The organism is Methylobacterium sp., from assembly GCF_019750675.1.
Lineage (GTDB): Bacteria > Pseudomonadota > Alphaproteobacteria > Rhizobiales > Beijerinckiaceae > Methylobacterium.
The window spans coordinates 27,846-54,038 of sequence record NZ_JAIEOF010000246.1 but is presented as its reverse complement, the minus strand read 5'-3'; the positions used below and the strand labels follow the sequence as shown (position 1 = coordinate 54,038).

The following is a 26,193-nucleotide window of genomic DNA, read 5'->3' as shown; positions in this document are numbered from 1 at the left end:
GCGCAGGCAGGCGGTGACGGAGGATCAAAGGTTGCAACGAGAACCCAAGACACGATGATGACACGCGCGCATCGCCTTGCCTTACGTAAATCACGCCATACACATTAAACCAATAATCCCGGCCGCGCACAATACGGTTGCGCGCAGCCTAACGCCTCGCAAACGGCGCAGCCCCACGAAAAGTTTCAAGCCGAATACCGAATTGGCAGGTTCGGGCGCGCACGCGATAAGCGGCCCATGAAGAATACCCGCCATCCCAAGCCGAACAGCCGTCCCAAGCGCACCAGCCTTGCGGGCCTGCGCGTGCGCGCCCTCGTGACCGATCCGAGCCGGGGCCAGCTGATCGCCGGGGCGGCCGTCATCCCCTGCGCCCTCGGGCGGAGCGGGATCAAGCAGGCCAAGCGCGAGGGCGACGGCGCCTCGCCCCGGGGCACGTTCCGCCTGCGCGGCGGCGTCTACCGGCCCGACCACTTCGCGAGCCGGCCGGTCAGCCCCCTCCCCGTGCGCCCGAGCGCGCCCGGCGACGGCTGGTGCGACGATGCCCGGGACCGCCGCTACAACCGGCCGATCCACCTGCCCGCCCCGGGGGTCGGGCACGAGCGGATGTGGCGCGAGGACGGGCTCTACGACCTCGTGGTCGACCTCGACTACAATCGCGGGCCGATCCGGCCCGGGCGCGGCTCGGCGATCTTCCTGCACGTGGCGCGGGGCGGCTTCCTGCCGACCGAAGGCTGCGTCGCCCTGCGCCGGGCCGACCTCGTCCGCCTGCTGCGCCGGGTCGGCCCGGGGACCCGCATGCGGATCGGCTGACCGGGTTCAGGCGGCGCGCGCCCGCAGGGCGGCGAGGCTCGCCGCCACCGCCGCATCGAGGGGCGTGTGCGGCTCCGCGCCGAGGCGGGCGACGAGGCGGGCATTGTCCGGCTGGAGGGTCGCCGACCAGAGATAGCGCATCTCGATCACCTCGCGCAGGAAGGTGACGAAGGGCGCCCCGAGATAGACCGGCGCCCAGGCGAAGGGCCGAATCGGAGGCCGGCCGCCATCCGCCCGCGCCACCGCCTCCGCCATGGCGCGGCCGTGCAGGGCATGGCCCCGGAAGTTCAGGGACAGGTGGTGCGGCAGGGTCGCCGCGTCGTCGAGGAGGCGCGCGAAGGTTTCGGCGAGGTCGGGGAGGTAGGCCCAGGCATGCCCCGCCCCCGGAACCTCCGGCGTCACCACCCGCCGCAGGGGCCGGCCCTCCCGCATCAGCACGGTGGTGACCCAGGAACTCGGCGCACGCGGGCCGAAGAAGTCGCCGGCGCGGACGATCAGGTGGGCCAGCCCGGCCGCGGCCTCCAGCATCGCCTCCATCTCGACGCGGATCGCGCCCTTGCGGGTGCGGGGCCGGCGCGGCGCGTCCTCCCCGACCTGCGGACCGGCCTCGGGGGCGTAGACGTAGAGGTTGCCCGGCAGGACGAGGCGGGCGCCGGCCCCCGACGCCGCCGTGATGGCATGCCCCAGCATGGGGACCGCGAGGCCGCGCCAGTCGCGGTAGCCGGGCGGGTTCACCCCGTGGAATAGAATGCGGGCGCCGCGCGCCGCCGCCACCATGTCGGCCTCCCGCATGGCGTCGCCCGCGACCCAGTCGACGCCCTCCGGACCCGCCCGGCGCGCCCGGTCGGGGTCCCGCGCGAGGCCGCGCACCCGCCAGCCGTGCCGAAGCAGCGCCTCCGCCACCGCCCCACCGATTCCCCCCGTCGCCCCGGTAACCAGGGCCAGCCTCTCCGTCATCGCATCCGTCTCCTGCGCGTCCGCCTCTCGTGCATCCACCGTTCGGGGAGCGGACCGAGAGTGGCGTGCCGGCGGCTCATCGCCCATTGCCGAAAGGTGGCGCATTGCCATACGAAAACGCATGGACGAGCCGGACTGGCACCTGTGGCGGGCATTTCTCGGGGTGGTCCGCGCGGGCAGCCTGTCCGGGGCGGCGCGCGACCTGCATCTGACTCAGCCGACCCTCGGGCGCCAGATCGCCGCCCTGGAGCGCGGCCTCGGCCTGACCCTGTTCACCCGCGCCACCGACGGCCTGCGGCCCACCGACCGGGCCCTCGACCTCGTGCCCCAGGCCGAGGCGATGGCGGCCGCGGCGGCGGCGCTCCTACGCCGGGCCTCAGGCGATGCCGATGCGATGCGGGGGCGCATCCGCCTCACCGCCAGCACGTTCCTCGGCGGCGCGGTGCTGCCCGACCTGCTCGCCGGGTTCCACGCGGCCCATCCGGACGTCGGTCTCGAACTCTCCCTGAGCGACCGCACCGAAGATCTGCTGCGCCGCGACGCGGACCTCGCGGTGCGCAACGTGGCCCCGACCCAGGGCGCCCTCGTGGCTCGGCGCATCGGCGCGGCCCCGGTCCGGTTCTATGCCCACCGCGCCTACGCAGCCCGCCGCGGCCTGCCCGCCACTGTGGCGGAGCTCGGGCGCCACAGCCTGATCGGCCGGGCGGTCCATGCGGCGCAGGTGCGCCCGACGCTCGGCCATGACCTAACCTTCGCCTTCTCGTGCGACGACGACCTCGGGCTCCTGGCCGCACTGCGCGCCGGCCTCGGCATCGGCTACTGCCAGGACGGCCTCGCCCGCCGCGACCCGGACCTCGTGCCGGTGCTACCTGAACTCGTACTCGCCGAGATCGGCATCTGGCTCGTCATGCACGAGGACCTGCGCAGCACCCGCCGCATCCGCGCGCTGTTCGATCATCTGGCGGAAGGACTGACGGGGTATCTCGGCGAAGAGTTGCCGGCTTACTAATCGTGTAGCCGGCTGTCTGTTGTGTCGTGCCGTGGTCTCTCGACCCGGCCCGGCCTTATACGCGAGGGCTGCCTTCACCCCCCGTCATTCCGGGGCCGCGCAGCGAAACCCGGGATGCAGACACGCAGGTCGGGCAAGGCCTTGCACCGTCGGCGGCTCTGGCTTCCACGCCGCCGACGTCCGGAAGTACGGCGCGGGGGGAGAGGCTGCCCCCTCCCCTGCCCTGGCTCAGCCGGCCACGTCGGCGGACGCCGCCGTCAGGGCCGTCATGTTGACGATGCCGCGCACGGTGGCGGTGGGGGTGAGGATATGGACCGGGCGCGCCGCGCCGAGCAGGATCGGGCCGACGGAGACGCTCTGACCGGCCACCACCTTGAGGGCGTTGAAGGTGATGTTGGCTGCCTCCAGGTTCGGCATGACCAGGAGGTTGGTCTCGGCGGTGAGGGCCGAATCCGGCCGCAGGCGGCCGAGGATCGTGCGGCTCAGCGCCGTGTCGGCCGACATCTCCCCGTCGACCTCGAGATCCGGCGCCTGGGCGCGGATCAGGGCGAGGGCCTCCTGCATCTTGCGCGACACCGGATCGTCGACGCTGCCGAAGTTCGAGGACGCGACCAGGGCCACGTGCGGCGTCTGCCCGAAGCGGCGCATCTCCGCGGCGGCCAACACGGTCATGTCGGCGATCTCCGCCGCGCTCGGGTCGCGGTGGATGTAGGGATCGCAGATGAACAGCGTGTGCCGGGGCAACTGTAGTAGGCCCATGGCGGCGAGGCCGTGCGCGCCCGGCTTCAGGCCGATCGCCCCAGTCACCTCCGCGAGGTGGGCCGGATAGGTGCCGGTGGTGCCGCAGAGCATGCCGTCGACCTCGCCGGCCGCGAGGAGCCGGGCGGCCTGCACGGTGGCGCTGGTCTCGGGGCTGGTCTCGGCGACATGCACGTCCGTGCCGATGCGGATGCGTAGGCCGAGGCTGGCGATCTTGCTCGCGATGGTCTCCGTCCGGCCGACGAGGACCGGGGTGGCGAGGCGCTCGTCCACCACCACCTGGGCGGCGCGCAGCACCCGGTCCTCCTCGCCCTCCGCGTAGGCGATCCGCTTGGCCCCGGCCTCGGAGGCGGCGGCGAAGACCGGCTGCATCACGGTGCCCGAGGTGTAGACCAGTCGCTCCAGGGAGCGGCGGTAGGTCTCGATGTCCTTGAACGGCCGGGCGGCGACGCCGCTGTCGATTGCGGCCTGGGCCACCGCCGGGGCGACGGTGGTGATCAGGCGCGGGTCGAAGGGCCGGGGGATCAGGTAGTCGGGCCCGAAGCGCAGGTCGTTGGCGCCGTAGGCCGCGGCCACCACGTCCGACTGCTCGGCATGGACGAGGTTTGCGATGGCGCGCACGGCGGCGAGCTTCATCGCCTCGTTGATCTCGGTGGCGCCGACGTCGAGGGCGCCCCGGAAGATGAAGGGGAAGCACAGGACGTTGTTGACCTGGTTCGGGTAGTCCGAGCGGCCGGTGGCGATGAGACAGTCCGGCCGGACCTCCTTGGCCAGCGCCGGCAGGATCTCCGGGTCGGGGTTGGCGAGCGCCAGGATGATCGGCTTGTCGGCCATGTTGGCGACCATCTCGGGCTTGAGCACGCCGCCCTGGGAGACGCCGAGGAAGATGTCGGCGCCCGCGACGGCGTCGCCGAGGGTCTTGGCCCGCGTGTCCCGCGCATAGGCCCGCTTCTGCTCGTCGAGGGTGGCCATCCGGTCGGTGGAGACGACGCCGCGGGAATCGCAGACGAGGATGTTCTCGCGCTTCAGGCCGAGGCCCACCAGGATGTTGAGGCACGCGATGGCGGCCGCACCCGCGCCCGAGCAGACCAGGGTGGCGGATTCGATCGGCTTGCCCACCACTTGCAGCGCGTTGATCAGGGCGGCGGCGGCCACGATGGCGGTGCCGTGCTGGTCGTCGTGGAAGACCGGGATCTTCATGCGCTCGCGCAGCTTCGTCTCGATGACGAAGCATTCGGGGGCCTTGATGTCCTCGAGGTTGATGCCGCCGAAGGTCGGCTCCAGCCGGGCGACGGTCTCGATGAACTTCTCCGGGTCGGTCTCGTCGATCTCGATGTCGAACACGTCGATGCCGGCGAACTTCTTGAACAGGCAGCCCTTGCCCTCCATCACCGGCTTGCCGGCGAGGGCGCCGATGTTGCCGAGGCCGAGCACCGCCGTGCCGTTGGTAATGACGGCGACGAGGTTGCCGCGCGAGGTCAGGCTGTAGGCCTCGTCGGGCTCGTGCGCGATCGCCATGCAGGCGGCGGCCACACCCGGGGAATAGGCGAGCGCGAGGTCGCGCTGCGTGCTCATGTCCTTGGTCGGCTGCACCGAGATCTTACCCGGCGTCGGGAAGCGGTGGTAATCGAGGGCCGCCCGGGTCAGGGCGGCCTCGGTGCCGGCATCGGCGTTGGCGGCGGCGCCCGCGGCGCGCAGGTCCGTGTCTTTGCTCATGGGGTGATCCTTTCGGTGTTGGGGTGACAGGCGCCGTCCGCCCCGCCGGGGGCGGGGTCGGTCGGCATCTGGGTGAGGGTGTCGGACGGTTCGCGCGTCGGCGGATCAGGCTGGGTCGGCGGGGGGCGCCGGCGGCTCCGGAGCCGCAGCCTCCGGTTCGCCCGGCGGCGGCGGCGGAACCGGTTCGGGTTCGTCCTCGGCCGTTCCGCGCCCCTCGGCCAGGAGGGCGAGGGTCTGGGTCCGGGCCAGGTCCCAGTCGCGCATCGCCCAATCCATCTGACGCCGCAGGAAATCCTGCTGGAGTTTCAGCATCGCCGGCAGGGTGCGCGCCTCCATCAGCCCCTGCACCAGGGTCAGGTTGGCGGCGAGCTGACGGCGGGTGTTGCGGGCCATCAGCCGGCGGGCGGCCAGGAGGTCCGCGTCGACGTCGGCCCGGGCCGTGCGGCTCACCGCAGCGAGGCGTTCGAGGGTGGCCTCGATGGCCTCCGCGACGGCGTCACGAGCGGCCTCGGCGCGGCGGAGGGCGGGGTCGGATTCGGGCTCGTTCGATGACATTGGCACCTCTCCCGAAAGCGCGTCTTCCGAAGCCGGAGCCGGTACGGGCTCCGCGAGGATCGCGCCGGCCCCGGCGCGATCCTGTCTTCCCGATGCGGCGGCGCCCGTCCCCGGTGCGCCGCCGATCCCGCCGACCGGTCTTCAGTGACCGGCCTTTTTCGGCCCGTCCTTCCGGGGCATGTAGAGGTCGGTGATGGTGCCCTCGAAGGCCTCGGCCGCCAGTCCGATCGTCTCCGACAGGGTCGGGTGCGGGTGGATGGTCAGGCCGATATCCTCGGCATCCGCCCCCATCTCGATGGCGAGTGCGGCCTCCGCGATGAGGTCGCCCGCCGACGGCCCGACGATGCCGCAGCCGAGGATGCGGTCGGTCTCGGGGTCGAACAGGACCTTGGTCAGGCCCTCCTCGCGCCCCAGCGCCAGGGAGCGCCCGGAGGCCGCCCAGGGGAACACGCCCTTGCCGACCTTGATGCCCTTCGCCTTGGCCTCGTTCTCGGTCATGCCGACCCAGGCCACCTCGGGGTCCGTGTAGGCCACCGAGGGGATGACCTTGGCGTCGAAGGCGCTGGCCTTGCCGGCGGCGACCTCGGCCGCGACCTTGCCCTCGTGCGTCGCCTTGTGGGCCAGCATCGGCTGGCCGACCACGTCGCCGATGGCGAAGATGTGGGGCACGTTGGTGCGCATCTGTTTGTCGACGGCGATGAAGCCGCGCTCGTCGACGGCCACACCCGCCGCCTCCGCGCCGATGCGCTTGCCGTTCGGGCGCCGCCCCACCGAGACCAGCACCTTGTCGAAGGTGTCGCTCGCCGGCGCGGTGCCGCCCTCGAACGAGACCTTCAGGCCCTCCGGCGTCGCCGCGACGGCGGTGACCTTGGCCTTGAGGTGGATGGCCTCGTACTGCTTTTGGATCCGCTTCATCAGCGGCGTGACCATGTCCTTGTCCGCGCCGGGGATGATCTGGTCCATCAGCTCGACGATGGTCACCTTCGAGCCGAGCGCGTGATAGACGGTGGCCATCTCCAGTCCGATGATGCCGCCGCCGATCACGAGGAGGCGGGCCGGCACGCCGTCGAGTTCGAGCGCGCCCGTCGAGTCGATGACCCGGGGGTCGTCGTGCGGGATGAAGGGCATCTGCACCGGCTCGGAACCCGCCGCGATGATCGCGTGATCGAAGCCGATGATCCGGGTCTTGCCCTCGTGCTCCACTGCCACCTGGTTCGGCGAGACGAAGCGGGCCTCGCCCGTCACCACCGTGACCTTGCGCTGCTTGGCGAGACCGTTGAGGCCCCCGGTGAGGCGCTTGACCACGCCGTCCTTCCATTCGCGCAGCTTGTCGATGTCGATCTGCGGCGCCGTGAAGGAGATGCCGTGCGCCGCCATGGCGTGGCTCTCGTCGATGACCTTGGCCGCGTGCAGCAGGGCCTTCGACGGGATGCAGCCCACGTTGAGGCAGACGCCGCCGAGGCTCGGCCAGCGCTCCACGAGCACCACCGACTGCCCGAGATCGGCCGCCCGGAAGGCGGCGGTGTAGCCGCCGGGGCCGGCGCCGATGACGAGGACCTGGGCCCGCATCTCCTCGCCGGAGACGGGGGCCGCACCCTTCGGAGCGGCGGAGGCTTGGGCACCGGCACCGCCCTGGGTCGCGGCCGAGCCGTAGCCGGCCTGGCCTTCGCCCGGGGCGTGGGCGGCGGCCGGAGCGGCAGCGCCGGTCTTGGTGGTGTCCGTCACGGCGGGCTTGGCCGCGCCGGCACCGGCGGTCTCGGCCATCACCAGGATCAGGTCGCCCTGGCTCACCGTGTCGCCCGGCTTGATCCGAACCTCGGCCACCGTGCCGGCCACCGGGGACGGGATGTCCATGGTGGCCTTGTCGGATTCCAGGACGATGATGACGTCGTCGGCCGAGATCACGTCGCCCGGGCTGACGCTGACCTCGATCACGGGCACGTTCTTGAAGTCGCCGATATCCGGCAGGTGGACGTCGTTGCTGCTCATCGCTTCACCTCTTTAGAGTTCGCGCGGTTCTGCCTGTCGTCCTCAGACGACGAGGCGCCGGACGTCCTCGAGGACGTGGGCGAGGTGGCGGGCAAAGCGCGCGGCGAGCGCACCGTCGATGACGCGGTGGTCGTAGGAGAGCGAGAGCGGCACGATCAGGCGCGGCTTGAACTCCGTGCCGTTCCAGACCGGGCTCATCTTGGAGCGGGCGACGCCGAGGATGGCCACTTCCGGCGCGTTGACCAGCGGCGTGAAGGAGGTGCCGCCGATGCCGCCCAGACTCGAGATCGAGAAGGTGGCGCCCTGCATGTCGGCCGCCGAGAGCTTGCCGTCGCGGGCCTTGGCCGAGATCGCACCGAGGTCGCGGCTGATCTCGATGATGCCCTTGCGGTCGGCATCCTTGATCACCGGCACGACGAGGCCGTCCGGCGTGTCCACCGCCACGCCGATGTTGTAGTAGCGCTTGAGGATCAGCGCGTCCTTCTCAGGCGAGAGCGAGGCGTTGAACTCGGGATGCTTGCGCAGGGCCGAGACGGCGGCCTTGATCAGGAAGGCCAGCAGGGTGACGCGGTAGCCCTTGTCCTTGAGATCCTTGCCGGCGTTGTCGAGTTCCTTGCGGTAGGCATCGGTCTCGGTGATGTCCGACTCGTCCTGGTGGGTGACGAGGGGCACGTTGAGCCAGGACCGGTGCAGGTGCGCGCCGGAGATCTTCTTGATCCGCGACAGGGCTTGCGTCTCGATCGGACCGAACTTCGAGAAATCGACGGCCGGGATCTCCGGGATACCCATGCCGCTCCCTGAGAAGGCGGCCGTGCCGGAGGCCGCGGGGGCCGGGGCTGCCGAGCGGGTGAGATGGCCCTTCACGTCCTCCTTGGTGATCCGGCCCTTCTCGCCGGTGCCCTTCACCGCCGTCAGGTCGAGCCCGAGCTCGCGGGCCAGCCGGCGCACGCCGGGGCTGGCATGGACCTGCGAGAAGTCCGGGAGGTTGCCGGCCGGGGCGGCCGGGGCGGGCGCGCTCGGAGCGGCGCTCAGGGCCGGCTCCTGCTGCGTCACGAGGGCGGCGCCGTCGGCACCGGCGGGCGCGGCGGCGGCCGTCTCTGCGGCCTTGGCCGACTCGCCCTTGAACACGAGGAGCGGCGAGCCCTCGCTGACCTTGTCGCCCAGCTTGACCAGGATCTTCTCGACCACGCCGGCGCTCGGCGAGGGCACGTCCATGGTCGCCTTGTCGGATTCCAGCGAGACCAGCGGGTCGTCGGGCCCGATCGTATCGCCCTCCTTCACGTGGATCTCGATGATCGGGATGTCCTTGAAGTCGCCGATGTCCGGAATCTGGATCTCGATACCCACTGCGTAGTCTCCCTGGCTGAGTCGAGGCCTCTGGCGGGCCCCCTCGTGCGGTCTTCTCGGTGAAAGGGTCGGGACGTCGGGGCGCCGGCCGCGCTCGGGCGGCCGGCGCGAAGTCGGATCAGACGGTCCAGGGTGCCGGCCGGTCCGTATCGATGCCGTACTTGGCGATGGCGTCGGCCACGGTCTGGGCCGGGATCACGCCGTCCTCGGCGAGGCTGTGCAGGGCCGCCACCACGACCCAGTGCCGGTTGACCTCGAAGAAGTCGCGCAGGCGGACCCGGTAATCCGAGCGGCCGAAGCCGTCGGTGCCGAGCACGCGGTAGCGTCCGGGCACCCAGGTGCGGATCTGGTCGGCGAACAGGCGCATGTAGTCCGTCGAGGCGATCACCGGGCCGGTGCGGCCGGTGAGGCAGGTCTCGACGTGGGAGAGGCGCTTGCCCTCCAGCGGGTGCAGGAGGTTCCAGCGCTCCGCCGCCATGGCGTCGCGGCGCAGTTCCGTGAAGCTCGGGCAGCTCCAGATGTCGGCGCTGATCCCGAAATCCTGCTCCAGGAGTTCGGCGGCCGCGATGACCTCGCGCAGGATGGTGCCCGAGCCCAGGAGCTGCACCCGGTGACCCTTGGTCGTCTCCGCGGGGCCTTCCTTGAACAGGTACATGCCCTTGATGATGCCGGCCTCCGCGCCCTCCGGCATGCCGGGGTGCTCGTAGTTCTCGTTCATCACGGTGATGTAGTAGAACACGTCCTCCTGCTCGGCATACATCCGGCGCAGGCCGTCCTGCACGATCACCGCGACTTCATACGAGAAGGTCGGGTCGTAGGAGACGCAGTTCGGGATCGTCGAGGACATGAGGTGGCTGTGGCCGTCCTCGTGCTGCAGGCCCTCGCCGTTCAGGGTCGTGCGCCCGGCGGTGCCGCCGATCATGAAGCCGCGGGCCCGCATGTCGCCCGCCGCCCAGGCGAGATCGCCGATCCGCTGGAAGCCGAACATCGAGTAGTAGACGTAGAACGGGATCGTCGGCGCGTCGGAATGCGAATAGGAGGTCGCGGCCGCGATCCAGGACGACATCGCGCCCGGCTCGTTGATGCCCTCCTGGAGCATCTGACCGTTCTTGTCCTCCTTGTAGTACATCAGCTGGTTGGCATCCTCCGGCCGGTAGAGCTGGCCGACCTGGGAGAAGATGCCGAACTGGCGGAACATGCCCTCCATGCCGAAGGTACGGCTCTCGTCGGGCACGATCGGCACGATGCGGTTGCCGATGTTCTTGTCGCGCAGGAGCGTGTTGAGGATGCGCACGAACGCCATGGTGGTGGAGATCTCGCGGCCCGCGGTCTCCTTGAGCTGGGCCGAGAAGGCCGAGAGCGGCGGAATCTCCAGGGATTGCGACTTGCGCCGCCGGGCCGGGAGGGGACCGCCGAGCGCCGCGCGCCGCGCCATCAGGTAGTTGTGCTCGGGGCTCCCCTCGGAGAACTTGATGAAGGGAATCTCCTTCAGCTGGTCGTCCGAGAGGTCGATCTGGAAGCGGTCGCGGAACTGCTTGAGGACCGCTTCACCCATCTTCTTCTGCTGGTGGGTGATGTTCTGGCCCTCGCCGGACTCGCCCATGCCGTAGCCCTTGACGGTCTTGGCGAGGATGAGGGTCGGCTGGCCCTTGTGCTTGGAGGCGGCGCTGTAGGCCGCGAACACCTTGCGCGGGTCGTGGCCGCCGCGGGTGAGGCGCCAGATGTCGTCGTCCGACCAGTCGGCCACCAGGGCCGCCGTCTCCGGGTACTTGCCGAAGAAGTGCTCGCGCACGTAGGCGCCACTCTTCGACTTGAAGTCCTGGTACTCGCCGTCGACGCATTCCTCCATCAGGCGGGCCAGCATGCCGGTGCTGTCCTTCTGGATCAGGGCATCCCACCCTGAGCCCCACAGCACCTTGATGACGTTCCAGCCGGCGCCCCGGAAATCGGCCTCGAGCTCCTGCACGATCTTGCCGTTGCCGCGCACCGGGCCGTCGAGGCGCTGGAGGTTGCAGTTGATGACGAAGACGAGGTTGTCGAGTTTCTCACGCGCGGCGAGCGCGATCGCACCCAGGCTCTCCGGCTCGTCCATCTCGCCGTCGCCCATGAAGGCCCAGACCTTGCGGCCGTCCGTCTGCGCGAGGTTGCGGTGGTGCAGGTAGCGCAGGAAGCGGGCCTGGTAGATCGCCATCAGGGGGCCGAGGCCCATCGAGACGGTGGGGAACTGCCAGAAATCCGGCATCAGCCAGGGATGGGGATAGGAGGACAGGCCCTTGCCGCCGACCTCCTGGCGGAAACCGAGGAGTTGCTCCTCGGTCAGGCGGCCTTCGAGGAAGGCGCGGGCATAGACGCCGGGCGAGGAATGGCCCTGCACATAGATCAGGTCGCCGCCGTGATTGGCGTCGGCGCCCCGCCAGAAATGCATGAAGCCGGTGTCGTAGAGGGTCGCGGCCGACTGGAAGCTGGCGATGTGGCCGCCGAGCTCGGACGAATCCTTGTTGGCCCGCAGGATGATCGCGATGGCGTTCCAGCGGATCGCCGAGCGGATGCGGTGCTCGATCGCGCGGTCGCCGGGATGCGGATCCTGCTTTTCCGGCAGGATCGTGTTCAGGTATGCAGTATTGGCCGAATACGGAACCGGAGCGCCCTTCTTGCGGGCCCCGTCGATGACCTGCTCGATCAGGTAATGGGCGCGTTCCGGGCCGTCGACGTCCAGGACGCCGTCCAGCGAATCTAGCCATTCCTGAGTCTCGACCGGGTCGAGGTCGCGGCTACGCTCCATGGGCATCCTCCATTAACTTTTATGCGGATCGCGGGACCCGCTTATTTGGCTGAGCGCACTTGAGCAGCGTTCGTGCCAAACCCAACCAAGCGCTTTTCGCGTTTTGTGGCAATGGGTTCGCAAAAAGACAAAGCCGTCGGTCTGCGATATTTGTTACGCGTTTGAATTTTTTTGTCTGGGTTTCCGGACACGTCCCGATGACGTTGATCGCCGGGTACTCGGCCCTCCGGCGCGAGACGCATGGATTCGCGTCCGCACGTGCCTAGGGTTGCATCCGGGGCGGGCCTTCGGCCACACCGCCCTCGGGGGCGTCAACCCAGCCCTGCACGCCCCGCAAGGCAGCGCGGATCTGTCCTGAAATCCGCACCACGCCTCAGGCGCGTTGCGACGAGCCGCGCACGATGAGCCGACCGCTCAGGGTGACCTTGCGGACGGGCTGGTCCGGCGCCTTCAGGCGGTCGAACAGCAGCGCCATCGCCTGGGCGCCGATCTCGGCGACCGGCTGCTCGATCACCGTGAGGCCGGGTTCCACGAGGTCGCTCCAGGGCTCGTTGTCGAAGCCGGCGAGGCCGAGTCTTCCGGGCGTGGCGAGCCCGAGGCGCCGGGCCGCCCGCACCGCACCCATCAGCATCAGGCCGTTGGAGAGGACCAGCGCGTCCGGGCGGTCGTCCCCGGCCAGCCATTCCGCCAGGATCGCCTCGGCGGCGGCGGCGTTGGGGGCGGCCACCCGCGCCAGGGGCTCGGCCCCGACCCGGCGCAGCGCACCCTCGTAGCCCGCCCGGCGCTCCTGCGCGGTGGAGCTCGTCGCGCCGAACAGGCCGCCGATCCGGCGGTAACCCTGTGCCCAGAGGTGTTCGGCCAGCTGGGCGGCGGCCGCCACGTTGTCGAGGACCACGCTGTCATGGGCGCCGGGCGGGCCGGCCCGGTCGATCAGCACCGCCGGCACGTCGAGGTCGCCCGCCTTCATCGCCTCGGCGGTGACCCGGGTCGGGGCGAAGATGAGGCCGGTGACGCGCTCCTCCTCCATCAGGCGCAGGTACAGGGCCTCGCGGTCCGGGTCCTCGTCGGTGTTGCAGAGGATCACCCGCATCCCGGCGGCATAGGCCGCATCCTCCACGGCCCGGCTCACCGCCGTGAAGAACGGGTTGCGGATATCGGCCACGATCAGGCCGATGGTCTGGGTCGATTGCGAGCGCAGGCGGCGGGCCGAGAGGTTGGGCCTGTAGCCGGTGGCCCGCACCGCCGCCTCGACCTGCTGGCGCAGGGCCTCGCTGACCGGCCCGCGCCCGAGGGCCCGCGAGACCGTCGCGGTCGAGACCCCCGCCGCGCGGGCGACATCGCGAATTCCGACGCTCATCGGGCGAGACGCCCGGAACGGTGCGCGACATCCGGGTCCGGACGGCCCGCGGTAGGAAACGTTTTCAGCATCATGGCGTCGACATTGGCACCGATGCGCGGAGCGGGCAATCGCCGATTTTGCACTATTTCACCAATCTGGATTGACAGAGTTTATGAAAACGTTTTCATTGGTTGCAACGACAAACCCCACACCATTGACGGGAGGAGCACGCCATGCTCGCACCGACACCCCCCTTGGGCCCGCGCCTGCTCATTCGCCTCGCCGCCGCGCCCGCCACCAAGGAGGCGGCCATCCGTGAGGCGGCGCAGCTCCTCGTGGCGGCCGGCTGCATCGATCCGGCCTACGAGGCCAGCATGCTGCGCCGGGAGGCGGTGTCGAACACCTATCTGGGGCACGGCGTCGTCATCCCCCACGGCATGGTCGACGACCGCCACCTCGTCCGTCAGAGCGGGCTCGCGGTGCTGCAGGTGCCCGGGGGTATCGTCTGGCACGACGGCCAGGTCGCGCATCTGGTGGTGGCCATCGCGGCGCAATCCGACACGCACATCACGGTGCTGCGCCGCCTCACCCGCCTGATCCAGGACGAGGCCCGCCTCAGCGCCCTGCGCGACACGACCGCCAAGGAGGAGATCGCCGCCGCCCTCAGCGAGGACGCGGCGAGTCCCGGCGCGGCCGGCCCCGCCACCGATCTCAGCCAGCGCTTCGAGTGGACGGTCGATTATCCGACCGGGCTGCATGCCCGCCCGGCCTCGCACTGGGTGGAGGTGGCCCGGACCTGCCCGGCGCGGATCCAGGTGCGGCACGGCGCCGAGGTGGCCGATGCCAAGAACCTCATCGCCCTCCTCCAACTCGGCCTGCGCTGCGGCGACGCGGTGACGATCTCGGCGGAGGGTGACGACGAGGCCGGGGCGCTCGCGAAGATCTGCAAGGCGGTGACCGGCCTCAGCGCCGCCGAGAAGGCCGCCGCGAAGGCGGCCGCCGATGCCGCCGCCAAGGCGTCAGGCCCGGTGGCGGGCTGGAACCCGGCCGAGGCGCCTCGTGCCCTTGCCGGCCTCGGGGCCAGCCCCGGCCTCGTCATCGGCCCCATCCACGTCCTCAGCCTCGCCGAGCCCGTGGTGCCGGACGAGCCGGAGCCCCTGACGAGCGGCGGCGACCGCCTGCACGCGGCCCTCGAGGCCACGGACGGACAGCTCCGGGCGCTCGCCGACGACACCGCGCGCCGTCTCGGCGCGGCCGATGCCGGCATCTTCAAGGCCCAGGGCGAGCTCATCGCCGACACCGACCTCATCACCCTGGCCTGCCAGCTCATGGTGGAGGGCCACGGCGTCGCCTTCGCCTGGAACCAGGCCGTGGAGCGGATGGCCGCCAAGCTCTCGGCCCTGGGCAACCCCGTGCTCGCCGCCCGCGCGGCGGACCTGCGCGACGTCGGCCGCCGGGTGCTGGCCCAGATCGATCCGGCCCTGAAGAGCGGCCACGACCTGCCGGACGTACCCTGCATCCTCGTGGCCCCCGACCTCGCCCCCTCCGACACCGCCGGGCTCGACCCCGCCCGCGTCATCGGGCTGGCCACGGCGCAGGGCGGTCCGACCTCGCACACCGCGATCCTCGCCCGGACGCTGGGCATCCCCGCCATGGTGGCGGGCGGGTCCGGGCTGCTCGCCCTGGAGAACCGTACGCAGGCCATCCTCGACGGCGGCACCGGTCGCCTCTACCTCGACCCGAGCGCGGCGGACCTGGCCTCGGCCCGGGCCTGGAGCGAGCGCCAGCGCGCCAAGGCCGAGGACGAAGCCCGCGCCCGGGCGCTGCCCGCCCGCACCACGGACGGGCACGTGGTCGCCATCGGCGCCAACGTGAACAACCCCGAGCAGGTGCCGCTGGCCCTCGACCAGGGCGCGGAGGGCGTCGGCCTGATGCGCACGGAGTTCCTGTTCCTGGAGCGCGGCGACACGCCTTCCGAGGACGACCAGTACGCCACCTACCGGGGCATGCTCACGGCGCTCGCCGGCCGGCCGCTCATCGTGCGGACCCTCGACATCGGCGGCGACAAGCAGGTGGCGCATCTCCACCTGCCCAAGGAGGAGAACCCCTTTCTCGGGGTGCGCGGCGCCCGCCTACTCCTGCGCCGGCCCGACCTGATGGAGCCGCAGCTGCGCGCCCTCTACCGTGCCGCCAGGGACGGCGTGTCGGCAGGCGCCCCCCTCGGCCAGCATGCGCCGCTCTCGATCATGTTCCCGATGATCACCTCGGTGCCCGAGGTGCTGGCCCTGCGCACCCATTGCGACCGCATCCGGGTCGAACTCGGCGCCCCGGAGGTGCCGATCGGCATCATGATCGAGGTGCCGGCCGCCGCGATCCAGGCCGATGCGCTCGCCCGCCACTGCGATTTCTTCTCCATCGGCACCAACGATCTGACCCAGTACGCGCTGGCCATCGACCGCCAGAACACCGACCTCGCGCCCGAGGCCGACAGCCTGCACCCGGCGGTGCTGCGCCTGATCCACATGACCTGCGAGGGGGCGGCCCGGCACCGGCGCTGGGTCGGCGTCTGCGGCGGCATCGCGGGCGATCCGTTCGGGGCCTGCCTGCTGGCCGGGCTCGGCGTGCACGAGCTCTCGATGACGCCCCGGGACGTCTCCGCGGTGAAGGCGCGCCTGCGCGCCTCCGAGATCGGCGACCTGCGGGCGCTCGCCGCCCGGGCCTGCGCCCAGGAGGATGCGGCCGGCGTCCGGGCGCTCGCCCACGAGATCATGGGAGCGGTCGCATGAGCGTCGACGGCGCGCGGGTCGTGACCTGCACCCTGAACCCGGCCCTCGACCAGACCGTCGTGCTCGACGCGCTGGTTCCCGGGGCGGTCCACCGCGCCCGCAGCGTGCGCAGCGACGCCGGCGGCAAGGGCGTGAACGTGGCCGCCTGCCTGGCCGACTGGGGCGTGCCCGTCGCCGCCACCGGCGTGCTGGGCCAGGACAACGCCGCTCCGTTCCAGGCCCTGATGGAGGCCAAGGGCATCGCGGATGCCTTCGCGTGGATTCCCGGCGAGACCCGGACCAACCTCAAGCTCCTCGACGCGCAGAGCGGCGACACCACCGACATCAACCTGCCGGGGCTAGCCGTGACGGCGGACGCCCTGGTCACGGTGCGGGCGGTCCTGCGCAGCCGCGCCACCGAAGGCACCCTCGCGGTCCTGGCCGGCAGCCTGCCCGGCGGCCTGCCGGCCGGGACCTATGCGGATCTCACTGCCGCCCTGGTGGCGCGGGGCGTCCGCGTGATCCTCGACGCGTCCGGGCCGGCCCTCGCCGCCGCCCTCGCGGCCCCGACGGACGCCCTCCCCTTCGCGATCAAGCCGAACCGACACGAGCTGGAGGAATGGGCCGGGCGCTCCCTGCCGACGCTCGCCGACGTCGCCGCCGCCGCCCACGACCTGCGGGTGCGGGGCATCCCTCTGGTGGTGGTGTCCTTGGGCGCCGAGGGGGCCCTGTTCGTCACCGAGGCCGAGACGCTGCACGCCCTGCCGCCCCCGACCACGATCGCCAGCACGGTGGGGGCCGGCGACGCCCTGGTGGCCGGGCTCGTGGCCGGACTGCATGCGGAGCTGCCCCTGGCCGATACCGCCCGCCTCGCCCTTGCCTTCGCGGCCGGCAAGCTCGGCCAGGCCGGGGCGAACCTGCCGCCGCGTGAAACCGTGCGGGCGATCGCCGCGACGGTGCGGGTCGAGCGCCTCGCGGGCTGAGCGGAGGCCCGTCGCGGGCCGACGAGCCGCCCGTGAGACGATCAACCGAAACAAGAACCGACAGGAGGAAGCCATGACCCAGGTGTTGGCGGTGGTGGGAGGTGGGGATCAGGGCCTGCACGCGGTGCTGGCCGGGGCGGCCCTGCGCAAGGCGGCCGAGCGGCGCCGGCAGGCTGTCGAGGTGGAGCTGCGCGGCAAGGGCGTCGGCGGGAACCCGCTCAGCGCCAGCGCGATCCAGGGCGCCCAGGCGGTGCTGCTCATCGGCGAGGGCGATCTCGGCGAGGGCCGGTTTGGGGCGATGCGCCGGGCCCGCATCCGGATCGAGGACGTGCTTACCGACGCGCAGGCTGTGCTGGACCGCGTCCTCTCCGGGGACGCCCCGACCCCGGTCGCCGCGAGCATCCCGAAAAAAATCGTCGCCATCACCTCCTGCCCCACCGGCATCGCCCACACCTTCATGGCGGCCGAGGGCCTTCAAGCGGCGGCCGAGGTCCTGGGCCATCCGATCCGCGTGGAGACGCAAGGCTCGGTGGGTGCCCGCGACGCCCTCACGCCGGAGGAGATCGCGGCGGCCGACCTCGTGCTGATCGCCGCCGATACGGGCGTGGACCGGGCGCGCTTTGCCGGCAAAAAGCTCTATGCCACCAACACCAAGGCGGCGATCCGGGACGGCAAGGGCCTGATCGCCACCGCCTTCGCGGAAGCCCAGGTCCACGGGGGCGAAGCCGCCGCCGAGGGACCGGCCCGCCCGGTCGCCGCCGAGACGAAGGCCGGCGCCTACAAGCACCTGATGACCGGCGTCTCGTTCATGCTGCCCTTCGTGGTGGCGGGCGGCCTGCTCATCGCGCTCGCCTTCGCCTTCGGGGGCATCGACGCGATGAAGCCCGAGAATGCCGGAACCCTCGGCTTCGCGCTGGGCGAGATCGGCGCTAAGGCGGCCTTCGCTTTGATCGTGCCGGCGCTCGCGGGCTACATCGCCTATTCCATCGCCGACCGGCCCGGCATCGCGCCCGGCATGATCGGCGGCATGCTGGCCGCCAACCTCCAGGCGGGCTTTCTCGGCGGGATCGCGGCCGGATTCATCGCCGGCTACGCGACGTCCTTCCTCAACAAGCACATCCGCCTCCACCGGAACCTGGAGGGGTTGAAGCCCGTCCTGATCCTGCCCCTGCTCGCCACCGCGATCACCGGGCTCCTGATGATCTACGTGGTCGGCGTGCCGGTGGCGGCGATCCTGGCCGCGCTCACCGAATGGCTGAAGGGCATGCAGGGCACCAGCGCGGTGCTCCTCGGCCTCGTCCTCGGCGGCATGATGGCGGTCGACATGGGCGGTCCCGTCAACAAGGCGGCCTATGCTTCCTCCGCCGCGCTGATCGCCTCCGGCATCACCGCCCCGATGGCGGCGGTGATGATCGGCGGCATGACCCCGCCGCTCGGCATCGCCCTCGCCACCCGCCTGTTCCCGGCCCGCTTCTCGAAGCCCGAGTGCGAGGCCGGCGGCGCGGCGGCGGTGCTGGGCGCGGCCTTCATCACGGAAGGCGCGATCCCCTTCGCGGCGGCCGACCCGCTCCGGGTCATCCCCGCGATGGTGGCGGGCTCCGCGCTCGCGGGCGCCATCGCCCTGAGCCTCGGCGTCGAGATCAAGGTGCCTCATGGCGGCCTGTTCATCCTGCCGATCCCCAACGCGGTGACGAACCTGCCCGGGGCCCTGATCGCCCTTGCCGTCGGCACCTTGGTGACGGGGCTGCTGGTCGGCCTCCTGAAGAAGCGGGCTGCCTGACCGTACCGACCACGACACGACGGACCCGGCGCCAAGACCGGGCACATCGGAACGCCGAATCACAGGGGAGACGAGAGATGGGCAGGGGATTGAGGGCGGCCGTGATCGGCCTCGGACTGGCGACGATGGCCGCCGCGCCGGATGCGCGGGCGCAGGGGCTGGACGCCGGGACCGGCCTCGGCGTGCCGGAGACGGTGCAGCGCCCCGCCCTGCGGCGGACCCGTGCCCGGCCGCCGCAGCCGGACGGCCAGGGCTTCGCGGGCGCCGACAGCGCGGCGGGGGCCGCCGACACCCTGGGCCAGACCGCGACCCCGCCGACCCTGGCGGCCGGCACCTTCGACCTCGGCAACGGGCTCAGCCTCATCGCCAACTACACCGGGCAGGCGGCCGCCAACCCCATCGGCGGCATCCGCCAGGGCGGCGCCTATGCGGGACAGGTGTTCTTCGGCATCGACGCCGACCTGAACCGGCTCGCCGGCATCACGGGCGGCGCGGTCCACATCGCGGTGACGAACCGGCACGGCAACAGCCTGTCGGAGCGCTACATCGGCAACAACACCTCCGTGCAGGAGATCTTCGGCGGCGGTCAGACCACCCGGCTCACCTTGCTCAGCTACGAGCAGAAGCTGTTCGACGACCGGCTGATCGTCGAGTTCGGTCGGCTTGTCGCCAACATCGCCTTCCTCAATTCGCCGATCTACTGCAATTTCCAGTCGAACTCCGCCTGCGGCAACCCGACCTTCGTGTTCAAGACCTCGAACTTCACGTTCTGGCCGGTCTCGAGCTGGGGCGCGCATGCCAAGGCCTGGCTCACCGACCGGGTGTTCTTCCACGCGGGCGTCTACGAGGTGAATCCGCGCCACCAGCAACCCGGCGACAACGGCCTCGACTTCTCGACCCGGGGCGCCACCGGCGCGATCCTGCCGTTCGAACTCGGCTATTCCACCACCTTCGCCAACGATCCCCTGCCCCGGAACTACGGCATCGGCGGCTGGTACGACGCCTCCGACTATGCCGATCCGGTCCGCGACGTCACCGGTCAGCGCTCTGTGCTCACGGGCCTCGCCCCCGCCACCCGGTTCGGGCGCTCCGGGGTCTATGCCCGCTTCGACCAGATGGTGTGGCGGCCCGACCCCGCCGGCATCCAGGGCCTGACCCTGTTCGGCGTCGCCATGGCGGGTACCTCGGGGCGTCTGGTGGAGGATTACTTCCTGGAGATCGGCGCGCTCCAGACCGGCACCTTCGCGGGCCGGCCCTTCGACACGCTGGGCTTCGTCATCAACACCCAGAAGTTTTCGCCCCTCGCGCTCTCCAACATCGTGCTGGCGCAGAACAGCCTCGGCGTCGACCGCACGATTCCGCGACAGCAGATCATGATGGAGCTGAACTACGGCATCCAGGTCGCGCCCTCGGTGCGGCTGACGCCGAACCTCCAGTACATCATCAACCCGGACCAGACCCGCTTCCCGTTCTACCGCAAGAACATCCCCGACGCCTTCGTCATCGGTGCCAAGCTGTCCGTGGACCTGTTCACCCTGGCGGGGCTCGCCCGGGGGCCGGGGCAGTAGCTTCGGGCACGCCGATCAGGTCGGCGAGGCCGTCCGGGCAGGCGCCGTCGCGGGGGACGATGTGGGTCGCCACGGCACCGTGGCGGGCGATGGCCCCGGCGACGAAATCGGGCGGCGTCGGGGCGTCGGGGCTCTCGCAGACAACGGCGGCGAGGAGCGGCACGCCGTGCGCCCGCAGGGTCTCGATCGCCGTCAGCGCGTGGCTGATGGCGCCGAGATAGGAGCCCGAGACGAGGAGCGCCGGCAGGTCGAGGGCCTTGAGCCAGTCGAGGCCGGTGGCCTCCGGGGTGACCGGGCTCATCAGGCCGCCGACGCCCTCGATCAGCAGGGTGCCGCCGGGCGGCGTCGCCCGAATCGCGTCACGGCACCAGCCGACGAGATCGGCCAAGGCCAGCGCCCTGCCCTCGCGGGCGGCGGCGAGATCGGGGCTGAGGGGCGCGGAAAAGCGCCAGGGCGAGCAGGCCGCGACCGTCCCGGGCGTGACGGCCAGGCCCTGGGCGGCCAGGAGCCGGGCCGTGTCGCTCGCCGCGAAATTGGAATCGGCGAGGGCGGGCACGCCGCTCGCGAGCGGCTTGAGGGTGCGCACGGGGCGACCCGCTTCCCGCAGCCGCCGCGTCAGCGCGGCGGTGACATAGGTCTTGCCGATCTCGGTGCCGGCGCCGGCGACGAAGACGGCGCGGGGGCGGCTCACTTCTCGACGAACGCCTTCTCGATGACGTAGTGGCCGGCCTCGCCGTGGTTGCCCTCCTCGTAGCCGCCATCGGTGAGCAGCATGCGCGTGTCGCGGATCATGTCGGGCGAGCCGCAGAGCATGAAGCGGTCGTTCTCGATCGACATCAGCGGCAGACCGATATCCTCGAACAACTTGCCGGAGGTCATTAGGTCGGTGATGCGGCCGCGGTTGCGGAAGGGCTCGCGGGTGACGGTGGGATAGTAGATCAGGCCGGCGCTGATGACCTCGCCGAGGAACTCGTGGTTGGGCAGGTCCTGCGTGATGGTCTCGCCGTAGGCAAGTTCCTGCACCTGCCGGCAGCCATGGACGAGCACGACCTTCTCGAAGCGCTCGTAGGTCTCCGGGTCCTTGATGATCGACATGAAGGGGGCGAGCCCCGTGCCGGTGCCGAGGAGGTAGAGGTGCTTGCCCGGCATCAGGTTGTCGAGCACCAGGGTACCGGTGGGCTTCTTGCCGACGATGATCGGGTCTCCGACCTTGAGGTGCTGCAGCTTCGAGGTGAGCGGGCCGTTCGGCACCTTGATCGAGAAGAACTCCAGCTCCTCCTCGTAATTGGCCGAGACGACGCTGTAGGCGCGCAGCAGCGGGCGGCCCTCGACTTCCAGGCCCATCATCACGAATTCGCCGTTGCGGAAGCGGAAGGCGGGGTCACGCGTGGTGCGGAAGGAGAACAACGTGTCCGTCCAGTGGTGGACGCTCAGCACACGCTCCTCGTTGAACTTGCTCATCGACGGTCCGTCTCGACTCTCGCTCGAATCTCGAAGCTTTGCCCGGGGTCTTCTCGCACCTGCGGTAGGCCCGTCAAGGCACATGACAACGCACCCGTCCTGCATCGTGCTCAAGCCTCGCACACGGGGCGCAGCCGTGTCGCGGCGGGCACTCCGGTCTGTTCGCGCGAGGAGCCCCCTCCACGGAGAGCCGAGGCCGGACGGGGACCCGATCGCCCGCGCGCAGGATCAGAGGGGCTTCAGACCCGCCTCGATCTCGGCCCGGCGGCCTTCCAGGAACGGTGGCAGGGCGAGGCGTTCGCCCAGGGTCTCCAGCGGTTCGTCGGTGGCGAAGCCCGGCCCGTCCGTGGCGATCTCGAACAGGATGCCGTTGGGCTCGCGGAAGTAGAGGCTGCGGAAATAGTAGCGGTCCACCGGGCCGCTGGAGGGCACGCGGCGCTGCTTCAGGCGGTCCGCCCAGGCGTCGTAATCGGCGTCCGGAATGCGGAAGGCGACGTGGTGCACGGCGCCCGCGCCCTGGCGGGCCGGGGCCAGCTTCGGCTCGGCCACGAGATGGATTTCGGCCGCCGGGCCCCCCGCCCCCATGCGGTAGACCCGGACTTCGCCCTCGGGCAGTTCGTAGACCCGGTCATGGCTCATGCCGAGCACTTCGGTGAGGACGGCTTCCGTGCGGGCGATCTGCGCCACGCTGAGCCGGATCGGGCCGAGGCCACGGATCTGGTGCTCGGCCGGCACCGGGCTCCGCGCCCAGGGGTGAGCCTCGCCCGCCCCGCCATCGTCCACCAGCATCAGGCGCTGGCCCTCGCCGTCCTCGAAATCGAGGGTGAGACGGCCGTCCCGCTCCACCGGCCCGGCGTGGGTGATCCCCTGCCGGGCCAGGTGCTCGCGCCACCAGTCGATCGCCGCCGGCCCGGCGACCCGCAAGGCCGTGCGGCTGATCGCGTTGGTGCCCCGGCGCTCCGGCGGGGCCGGCCAGTCGAAGAAGGTGATGTCGGTGCCGGGCGAGGCGAGGCCGTCGGCGTAGAACAGGTGGTAGGCCGAGACGTCGTCCTGGTTCACCGTCTTCTTCACCAGCCGCAGGCCGAGGACGCGCGTGTAGAAGGCTAGGTTGTCTGCGGCCTGCGCGGTGATGGCGGTGAGGTGGTGGATTCCGGTGAGCTGCATCGTGCGTTCCTGGCTGGCCGCGCGCGGGGCCCCTCACATGGGTGGGAGGGGCCATGAAAGCAAAACGGCCCCCGTGCGGGGGCCGTTCGGTGGGTCGGGGTGGCGCCCGCTGTCAGAGCGCGGCGGTGAGGAGTCCGAGGCCCGCCACGGCGAGGCCGGCGCCGGCGACGCGTAGGGCGGGCAGGCTGCGCGCAAGGCGCCCGGCGGAGAGGCCGAGCCCGAGGCCAACCGCGTGCAGGAGCGCGGTGGCGCCGACGAAGCCGGCCCCGTAGGCGAGGCCGGAGGCCGTCTCCGGCATTTCGGCGCCGTGGGCATGACCGTGGAAGACCGCGAAGGCACCGACCAGGAGCATGGCGGCGGCCACCGGCAGGGCGGGGCGCAGGGCCAGGGCCGCGCCGAGCACCACCACCGAGAGGGCGATTCCGATCTCCACGAACGGCAGATCGGTGCCGGCGACACCGAGAGCGCCGCCGAGGACCATCATGCCGACGAAAGCCAGCGGCACGAGGAGGAGGGCGCGACCGCCGATGCGGGCCGCGATGAGGCCCACCGCCACCATCGCCAGCACGTGATCGAGCCCGCTCAGGGGATGCAGGAAGCCTTCCGTGAAGCCCGACGCGGCCTCGTGGCCCGGATGCGCGAGGGCGGGCGTCGCGACGAGAACCGACGTCGCCGCGAGGGCGACGCGGGCCGGCAGGGAGGCGAGGCGTGGTGTCATCGACGAATCCCGGATCTGGAATGGGGGGCGACGGCCCCGCTCGCTGTAACTAGCAACCGGCATGCCCGTGTACAGCCCCCGGGGCCGCGTGGGCGACGCGGCTCCCGGAAATGCGGCGTCGGTACCACCGGGCGCTTAGGCCTGTTTCCCGTGAAATCTCTCCCGCAAGATCCCCGGGGGCGCAGCGCTCAATCCGTCGTGCGTTCGAAGGTGACGATGCTGCGGGTCTCGCCCTGGTCGGCCCAGTTCGGCATCACCCGCCAGGGGGTGAGGACGCGCAGACGGTCGCCCTCGATGGCGAAGGTGCGGGTCTGCTCGGTGCCGACCCATTTCGGGTCCCAGGCGGCGTCGAGCTTGGCGGTCCACTGATCGCCCTTGAGGGTGACCTTGCCGGTGTAGGAGACGAGGGTCTTCATCAGGGCCGCGCGCTCGGCGTCGGTCTCGGCGGGCTTGCGACCCTCCCCCGTGAGCAGGAAGAACACCCGCTCGTCCGGCGTGAAATAGGCAAAACCCGTGGGGTGGTCGCCCATCACCGGCTGCTTCCTGCCGTCGGCGCGAACCTCGACCTCGTAGGAAACCAGCTTCCAGAGGCCCTTCAGGGCCGGCGGTGTCTCGGCCCGGGCTGGGCCGGCGAGCAGGCCGGCCGCGGCGAGGCCGGCAAGGATCATCGTGGTGCGTGTCCGCATGGATGGTGTCTCTCCCTGAAGGTGCGGACCTCGCGATGCTTCCCGCATAGCCACCCGTCCGTTTCGGGGCGGGGCCGCCCGCCGATGAAACTCGGCCCTCCCGGCATAGAGCGTTTCGGGGGCCGGGGGAGCCGGACGGGCGCCCTGAGGCGGGCGTTCGAACGACAGAGAGGCGGTTCCGTCTCACCGGAACCGCCTCTCTCGAGCCGACGCGACCGTGGGGTTCGCCGTGCGCGGATCAGTGCGCGCGGTTCGACGGACGATTCAGTGGACGAGGATCTTCGACAGGAAGTTCTGCGCGCGCTCGGAGCGGGCATTGGCGAAGAAGTCCTCCTTGGTGGCGTCCTCGACGATCTCACCCTTGTCCATGAAGATCACCCGGTTGGCGACCTTGCGGGCAAAGCCCATCTCGTGGGTCACGCACATCATGGTCATGCCTTCGCGGGCGAGCTGCACCATGACGTCGAGCACCTCGCCGACCATCTCGGGATCGAGGGCCGAGGTCGGCTCGTCGAAGAGCATGACCACCGGGTTCATGGCCAGGGCCCGGGCGATGGCCACGCGCTGCTGCTGTCCGCCGGAGAGCTGGCCGGGGAACTTCTTGGCGTGCGCCGAGAGGCCAACCCGGTCGAGGAGCGACAGGCCGGTCTTGAGGGCGGTGTCCTCGTCGCGCTTGAGCACCTTCCTCTGGGCCAGGGTCAGGTTCTCCGTGATGGAGAGGTGCGGGAACAGCTCGAAGTGCTGGAACACCATGCCGACCCGGGCGCGCAGCTTCGGCAGGTTGGTCTTCTTGTCGTGCACGGGCGTGCCGTCGACGACGATCTCGCCCTTCTGGAAGGGCTCCAGGGCGTTGACGCACTTGATCAGGGTCGACTTGCCGGAACCCGAGGGGCCGCAGACCACCACGACCTCGCCCTTGTTCACGGCGGTGGTGCAGTCGGTGAGGACCTGGAAGTCGCCGTACCATTTGCTGACGGACTTCATGGTGATCATGGGGCCCGTGGTCACGGGGGCCTGGGCGGTGTTGAGCGACGTGGTCATGGCGGAAATCCTCGTCTCGGGTGCGGCGACGTCACGACAATGGGACGTCCGGCGTCAGCGGATGATGGCGATCTTCTTCTGAAGGCGGCGCACCGCCATGGAGGCCACGAAGCAGACCGCGAAGTAGACCACGGCCGCGAACAGGTACATTTCCACGAGGCGACCGTCGCGCTGGGCGATCTTCGAGGCGGCGCCAAGGAAGTCGGTGATCGAGAGCACGTAGACCAGCGAGGTATCCTGGAACAGCACGATGGTCTGGGTCAGCAGGATCGGCGTCATGTTCCGGAAGACCTGGGGCAGGATCACGCTGCGCATGGAGGCGAAGTAGGTCAGGCCCAGCGCCGAGGCGGCCGCGGCCTGGCCCTTGGGGATCGACTGGATGCCCGCGCGCATGATCTCGGAGAAGTAGGCCGCCTCGAACAGCGTGAAGGTCACCAGCGACGAGGTGAAGGCGCCCACCGTCATCGGCCGGTCGGCCCCCGTCACCCATTGCCCGAGATAGGGCACCAGGAAGTAGAACCAGAAGATCACCAGCACGAGAGGCAGCGAGCGCATCAGGTTGACGTAGCCCTTGGCCACCAGCGGGATCACCGGCAGGCTGGAGAGCCGCATCATCGCGATGAGCGTGCCGAGGATGATGCCGCCGACGGCCGCGAGCGCAGTCAGCGTCAGGGTGAAGCGCATGCCGTCCAGGAACAGGTACGGCAGCGCGGAGGTGATGACGGAGAAATCGAAATTCGAGAGCATCGTGGGCGATCCTTAAT

General features: G+C 70.8%; 20 protein-coding genes. 6 read left to right on the top strand and 14 right to left on the bottom strand.

The genetic code is table 11. The features are described 5' to 3' along the window. The first annotated feature begins 237 nt into the window (after nt 1-237). On the top strand, nt 238-810 hold the full coding sequence (locus tag K2X24_RS12730; RefSeq protein WP_292498579.1) for a L,D-transpeptidase family protein: 573 nt from the start codon (nt 238-240) through the stop codon (nt 808-810). A gap of 6 nt (nt 811-816) precedes the next feature. On the opposite strand, the gene K2X24_RS12725 is transcribed toward K2X24_RS12730, so the two are convergent. Then, nucleotides 817-1,767: an NAD(P)H-binding protein gene (locus K2X24_RS12725; protein ID WP_292498577.1), complete on the bottom strand. Its 951-nt coding sequence runs from the start codon at nt 1,765-1,767 to the stop codon at nt 817-819. A 121-nt stretch (nt 1,768-1,888) separates the two neighbouring features. On the opposite strand from K2X24_RS12725, the gene K2X24_RS12720 reads away from it, so the two are divergent. Next, nucleotides 1,889-2,776 (top strand): LysR family transcriptional regulator, encoded by an 888-nt coding sequence (locus K2X24_RS12720; protein ID WP_292498574.1) that lies wholly within the window; start codon nt 1,889-1,891, stop codon nt 2,774-2,776. Between the two features lie 228 nt (nt 2,777-3,004). Here the strand turns inward: K2X24_RS12720 and K2X24_RS12715 are convergent, their stop codons facing one another. The 6 genes from K2X24_RS12715 to K2X24_RS12690 all read right to left on the bottom strand — a co-directional run bounded on the left by K2X24_RS12715 (nt 3,005) and on the right by K2X24_RS12690 (nt 13,281). After that, a complete protein-coding gene (locus K2X24_RS12715) occupies nt 3,005-5,251 on the bottom strand; it encodes an NADP-dependent malic enzyme (RefSeq protein WP_292498572.1) in 2,247 nt (748 codons plus the stop codon). A 105-nt stretch (nt 5,252-5,356) separates the two neighbouring features. Next, entirely contained in the window at nt 5,357-5,806 is a 450-nt protein-coding gene (locus K2X24_RS12710; protein WP_292498569.1) for a hypothetical protein, read from the bottom strand. Nucleotides 5,807-5,947: 141 nt separating this feature from the next. Continuing rightward, entirely contained in the window at nt 5,948-7,795 is a 1,848-nt protein-coding gene (gene lpdA, locus K2X24_RS12705; protein WP_292498566.1) for a dihydrolipoyl dehydrogenase, read from the bottom strand. Between the two features lie 42 nt (nt 7,796-7,837). Beyond that, nucleotides 7,838-9,292 carry a dihydrolipoyllysine-residue acetyltransferase gene (gene aceF, locus K2X24_RS12700; RefSeq protein ID WP_292498589.1) on the bottom strand — a complete coding sequence of 485 codons (1,455 nt, stop codon included), beginning with the start codon at nt 9,290-9,292 and terminating at the stop codon, nt 7,838-7,840. Then, nucleotides 9,261-11,924: a pyruvate dehydrogenase (acetyl-transferring), homodimeric type gene (aceE, locus tag K2X24_RS12695; protein WP_292498563.1), complete on the bottom strand. Its 2,664-nt coding sequence runs from the start codon at nt 11,922-11,924 to the stop codon at nt 9,261-9,263. The genes aceF and aceE overlap by 32 nt, the downstream gene beginning before the upstream one ends. Before the next feature lie 373 nt (nt 11,925-12,297). After that, nucleotides 12,298-13,281, bottom strand: a complete 984-nt coding sequence (locus tag K2X24_RS12690; protein WP_292498561.1) for a LacI family DNA-binding transcriptional regulator — start codon at nt 13,279-13,281, stop codon at nt 12,298-12,300. 215 nt (nt 13,282-13,496) lie between these two features. Here K2X24_RS12690 and ptsP point away from each other — a divergent pair, with 215 nt between their 5' ends. The 4 genes from ptsP (at nt 13,497) to K2X24_RS12670 (ending at nt 20,359) form a co-directional block, all read left to right on the top strand. After that, nucleotides 13,497-16,049, top strand: coding sequence for a phosphoenolpyruvate--protein phosphotransferase (gene ptsP / locus K2X24_RS12685; RefSeq protein WP_292498558.1), 2,553 nt, complete (start codon nt 13,497-13,499; stop codon nt 16,047-16,049). Further along, complete coding sequence (gene pfkB, locus K2X24_RS12680; RefSeq protein WP_292498555.1) at nt 16,046-17,011, top strand: 1-phosphofructokinase; 966 nt, start codon at nt 16,046-16,048, stop codon at nt 17,009-17,011. The genes ptsP and pfkB overlap by 4 nt, the downstream gene beginning before the upstream one ends. A 73-nt stretch (nt 17,012-17,084) precedes the next feature. Further along, entirely contained in the window at nt 17,085-18,791 is a 1,707-nt protein-coding gene (locus tag K2X24_RS12675) for a fructose-specific PTS transporter subunit EIIC (RefSeq protein WP_292498552.1), read from the top strand. 77 nt (nt 18,792-18,868) lie between these two features. After that, a complete protein-coding gene (locus tag K2X24_RS12670; RefSeq protein ID WP_292498549.1) occupies nt 18,869-20,359 on the top strand; it encodes a carbohydrate porin in 1,491 nt (496 codons plus the stop codon). Here the strand turns inward: K2X24_RS12670 and bioD are convergent. The 7 genes from bioD to K2X24_RS12635 all read right to left on the bottom strand — a co-directional run bounded on the left by bioD (nt 20,322) and on the right by K2X24_RS12635 (nt 26,176). Beyond that, complete coding sequence (gene bioD / locus K2X24_RS12665) at nt 20,322-21,050, bottom strand: dethiobiotin synthase (RefSeq protein WP_292498548.1); 729 nt, start codon at nt 21,048-21,050, stop codon at nt 20,322-20,324. The two genes, K2X24_RS12670 and bioD, sit on opposite strands and share 38 nt — an antisense overlap. Next, nucleotides 21,047-21,820: a ferredoxin--NADP reductase gene (locus K2X24_RS12660; RefSeq protein WP_292498546.1), complete on the bottom strand. Its 774-nt coding sequence runs from the start codon at nt 21,818-21,820 to the stop codon at nt 21,047-21,049. Before K2X24_RS12660 ends, bioD begins: the two co-directional genes overlap by 4 nt. Nucleotides 21,821-22,048: 228 nt before the next feature. After that, nucleotides 22,049-22,984 (bottom strand): ring-cleaving dioxygenase, encoded by a 936-nt coding sequence (locus tag K2X24_RS12655; RefSeq protein ID WP_292498544.1) that lies wholly within the window; start codon nt 22,982-22,984, stop codon nt 22,049-22,051. A gap of 112 nt (nt 22,985-23,096) precedes the next feature. Then, the gene (locus K2X24_RS12650; protein WP_292498542.1) at nt 23,097-23,702 is read right to left on the bottom strand and encodes a HupE/UreJ family protein; all 606 of its coding nucleotides are present in this window, start codon (nt 23,700-23,702) and stop codon (nt 23,097-23,099) included. Nucleotides 23,703-23,890: 188 nt separating this feature from the next. Continuing rightward, on the bottom strand, nt 23,891-24,388 hold the full coding sequence (locus K2X24_RS12645) for a lipocalin-like domain-containing protein (RefSeq protein ID WP_292498539.1): 498 nt from the start codon (nt 24,386-24,388) through the stop codon (nt 23,891-23,893). A 264-nt stretch (nt 24,389-24,652) separates the two neighbouring features. After that, nucleotides 24,653-25,381, bottom strand: a complete 729-nt coding sequence (locus K2X24_RS12640) for an amino acid ABC transporter ATP-binding protein (protein ID WP_292498586.1) — start codon at nt 25,379-25,381, stop codon at nt 24,653-24,655. A gap of 102 nt (nt 25,382-25,483) precedes the next feature. Further along, entirely contained in the window at nt 25,484-26,176 is a 693-nt protein-coding gene (locus tag K2X24_RS12635; protein ID WP_292498537.1) for an ABC transporter permease subunit, read from the bottom strand. Nucleotides 26,177-26,193: the final 17 nt, after the last annotated feature.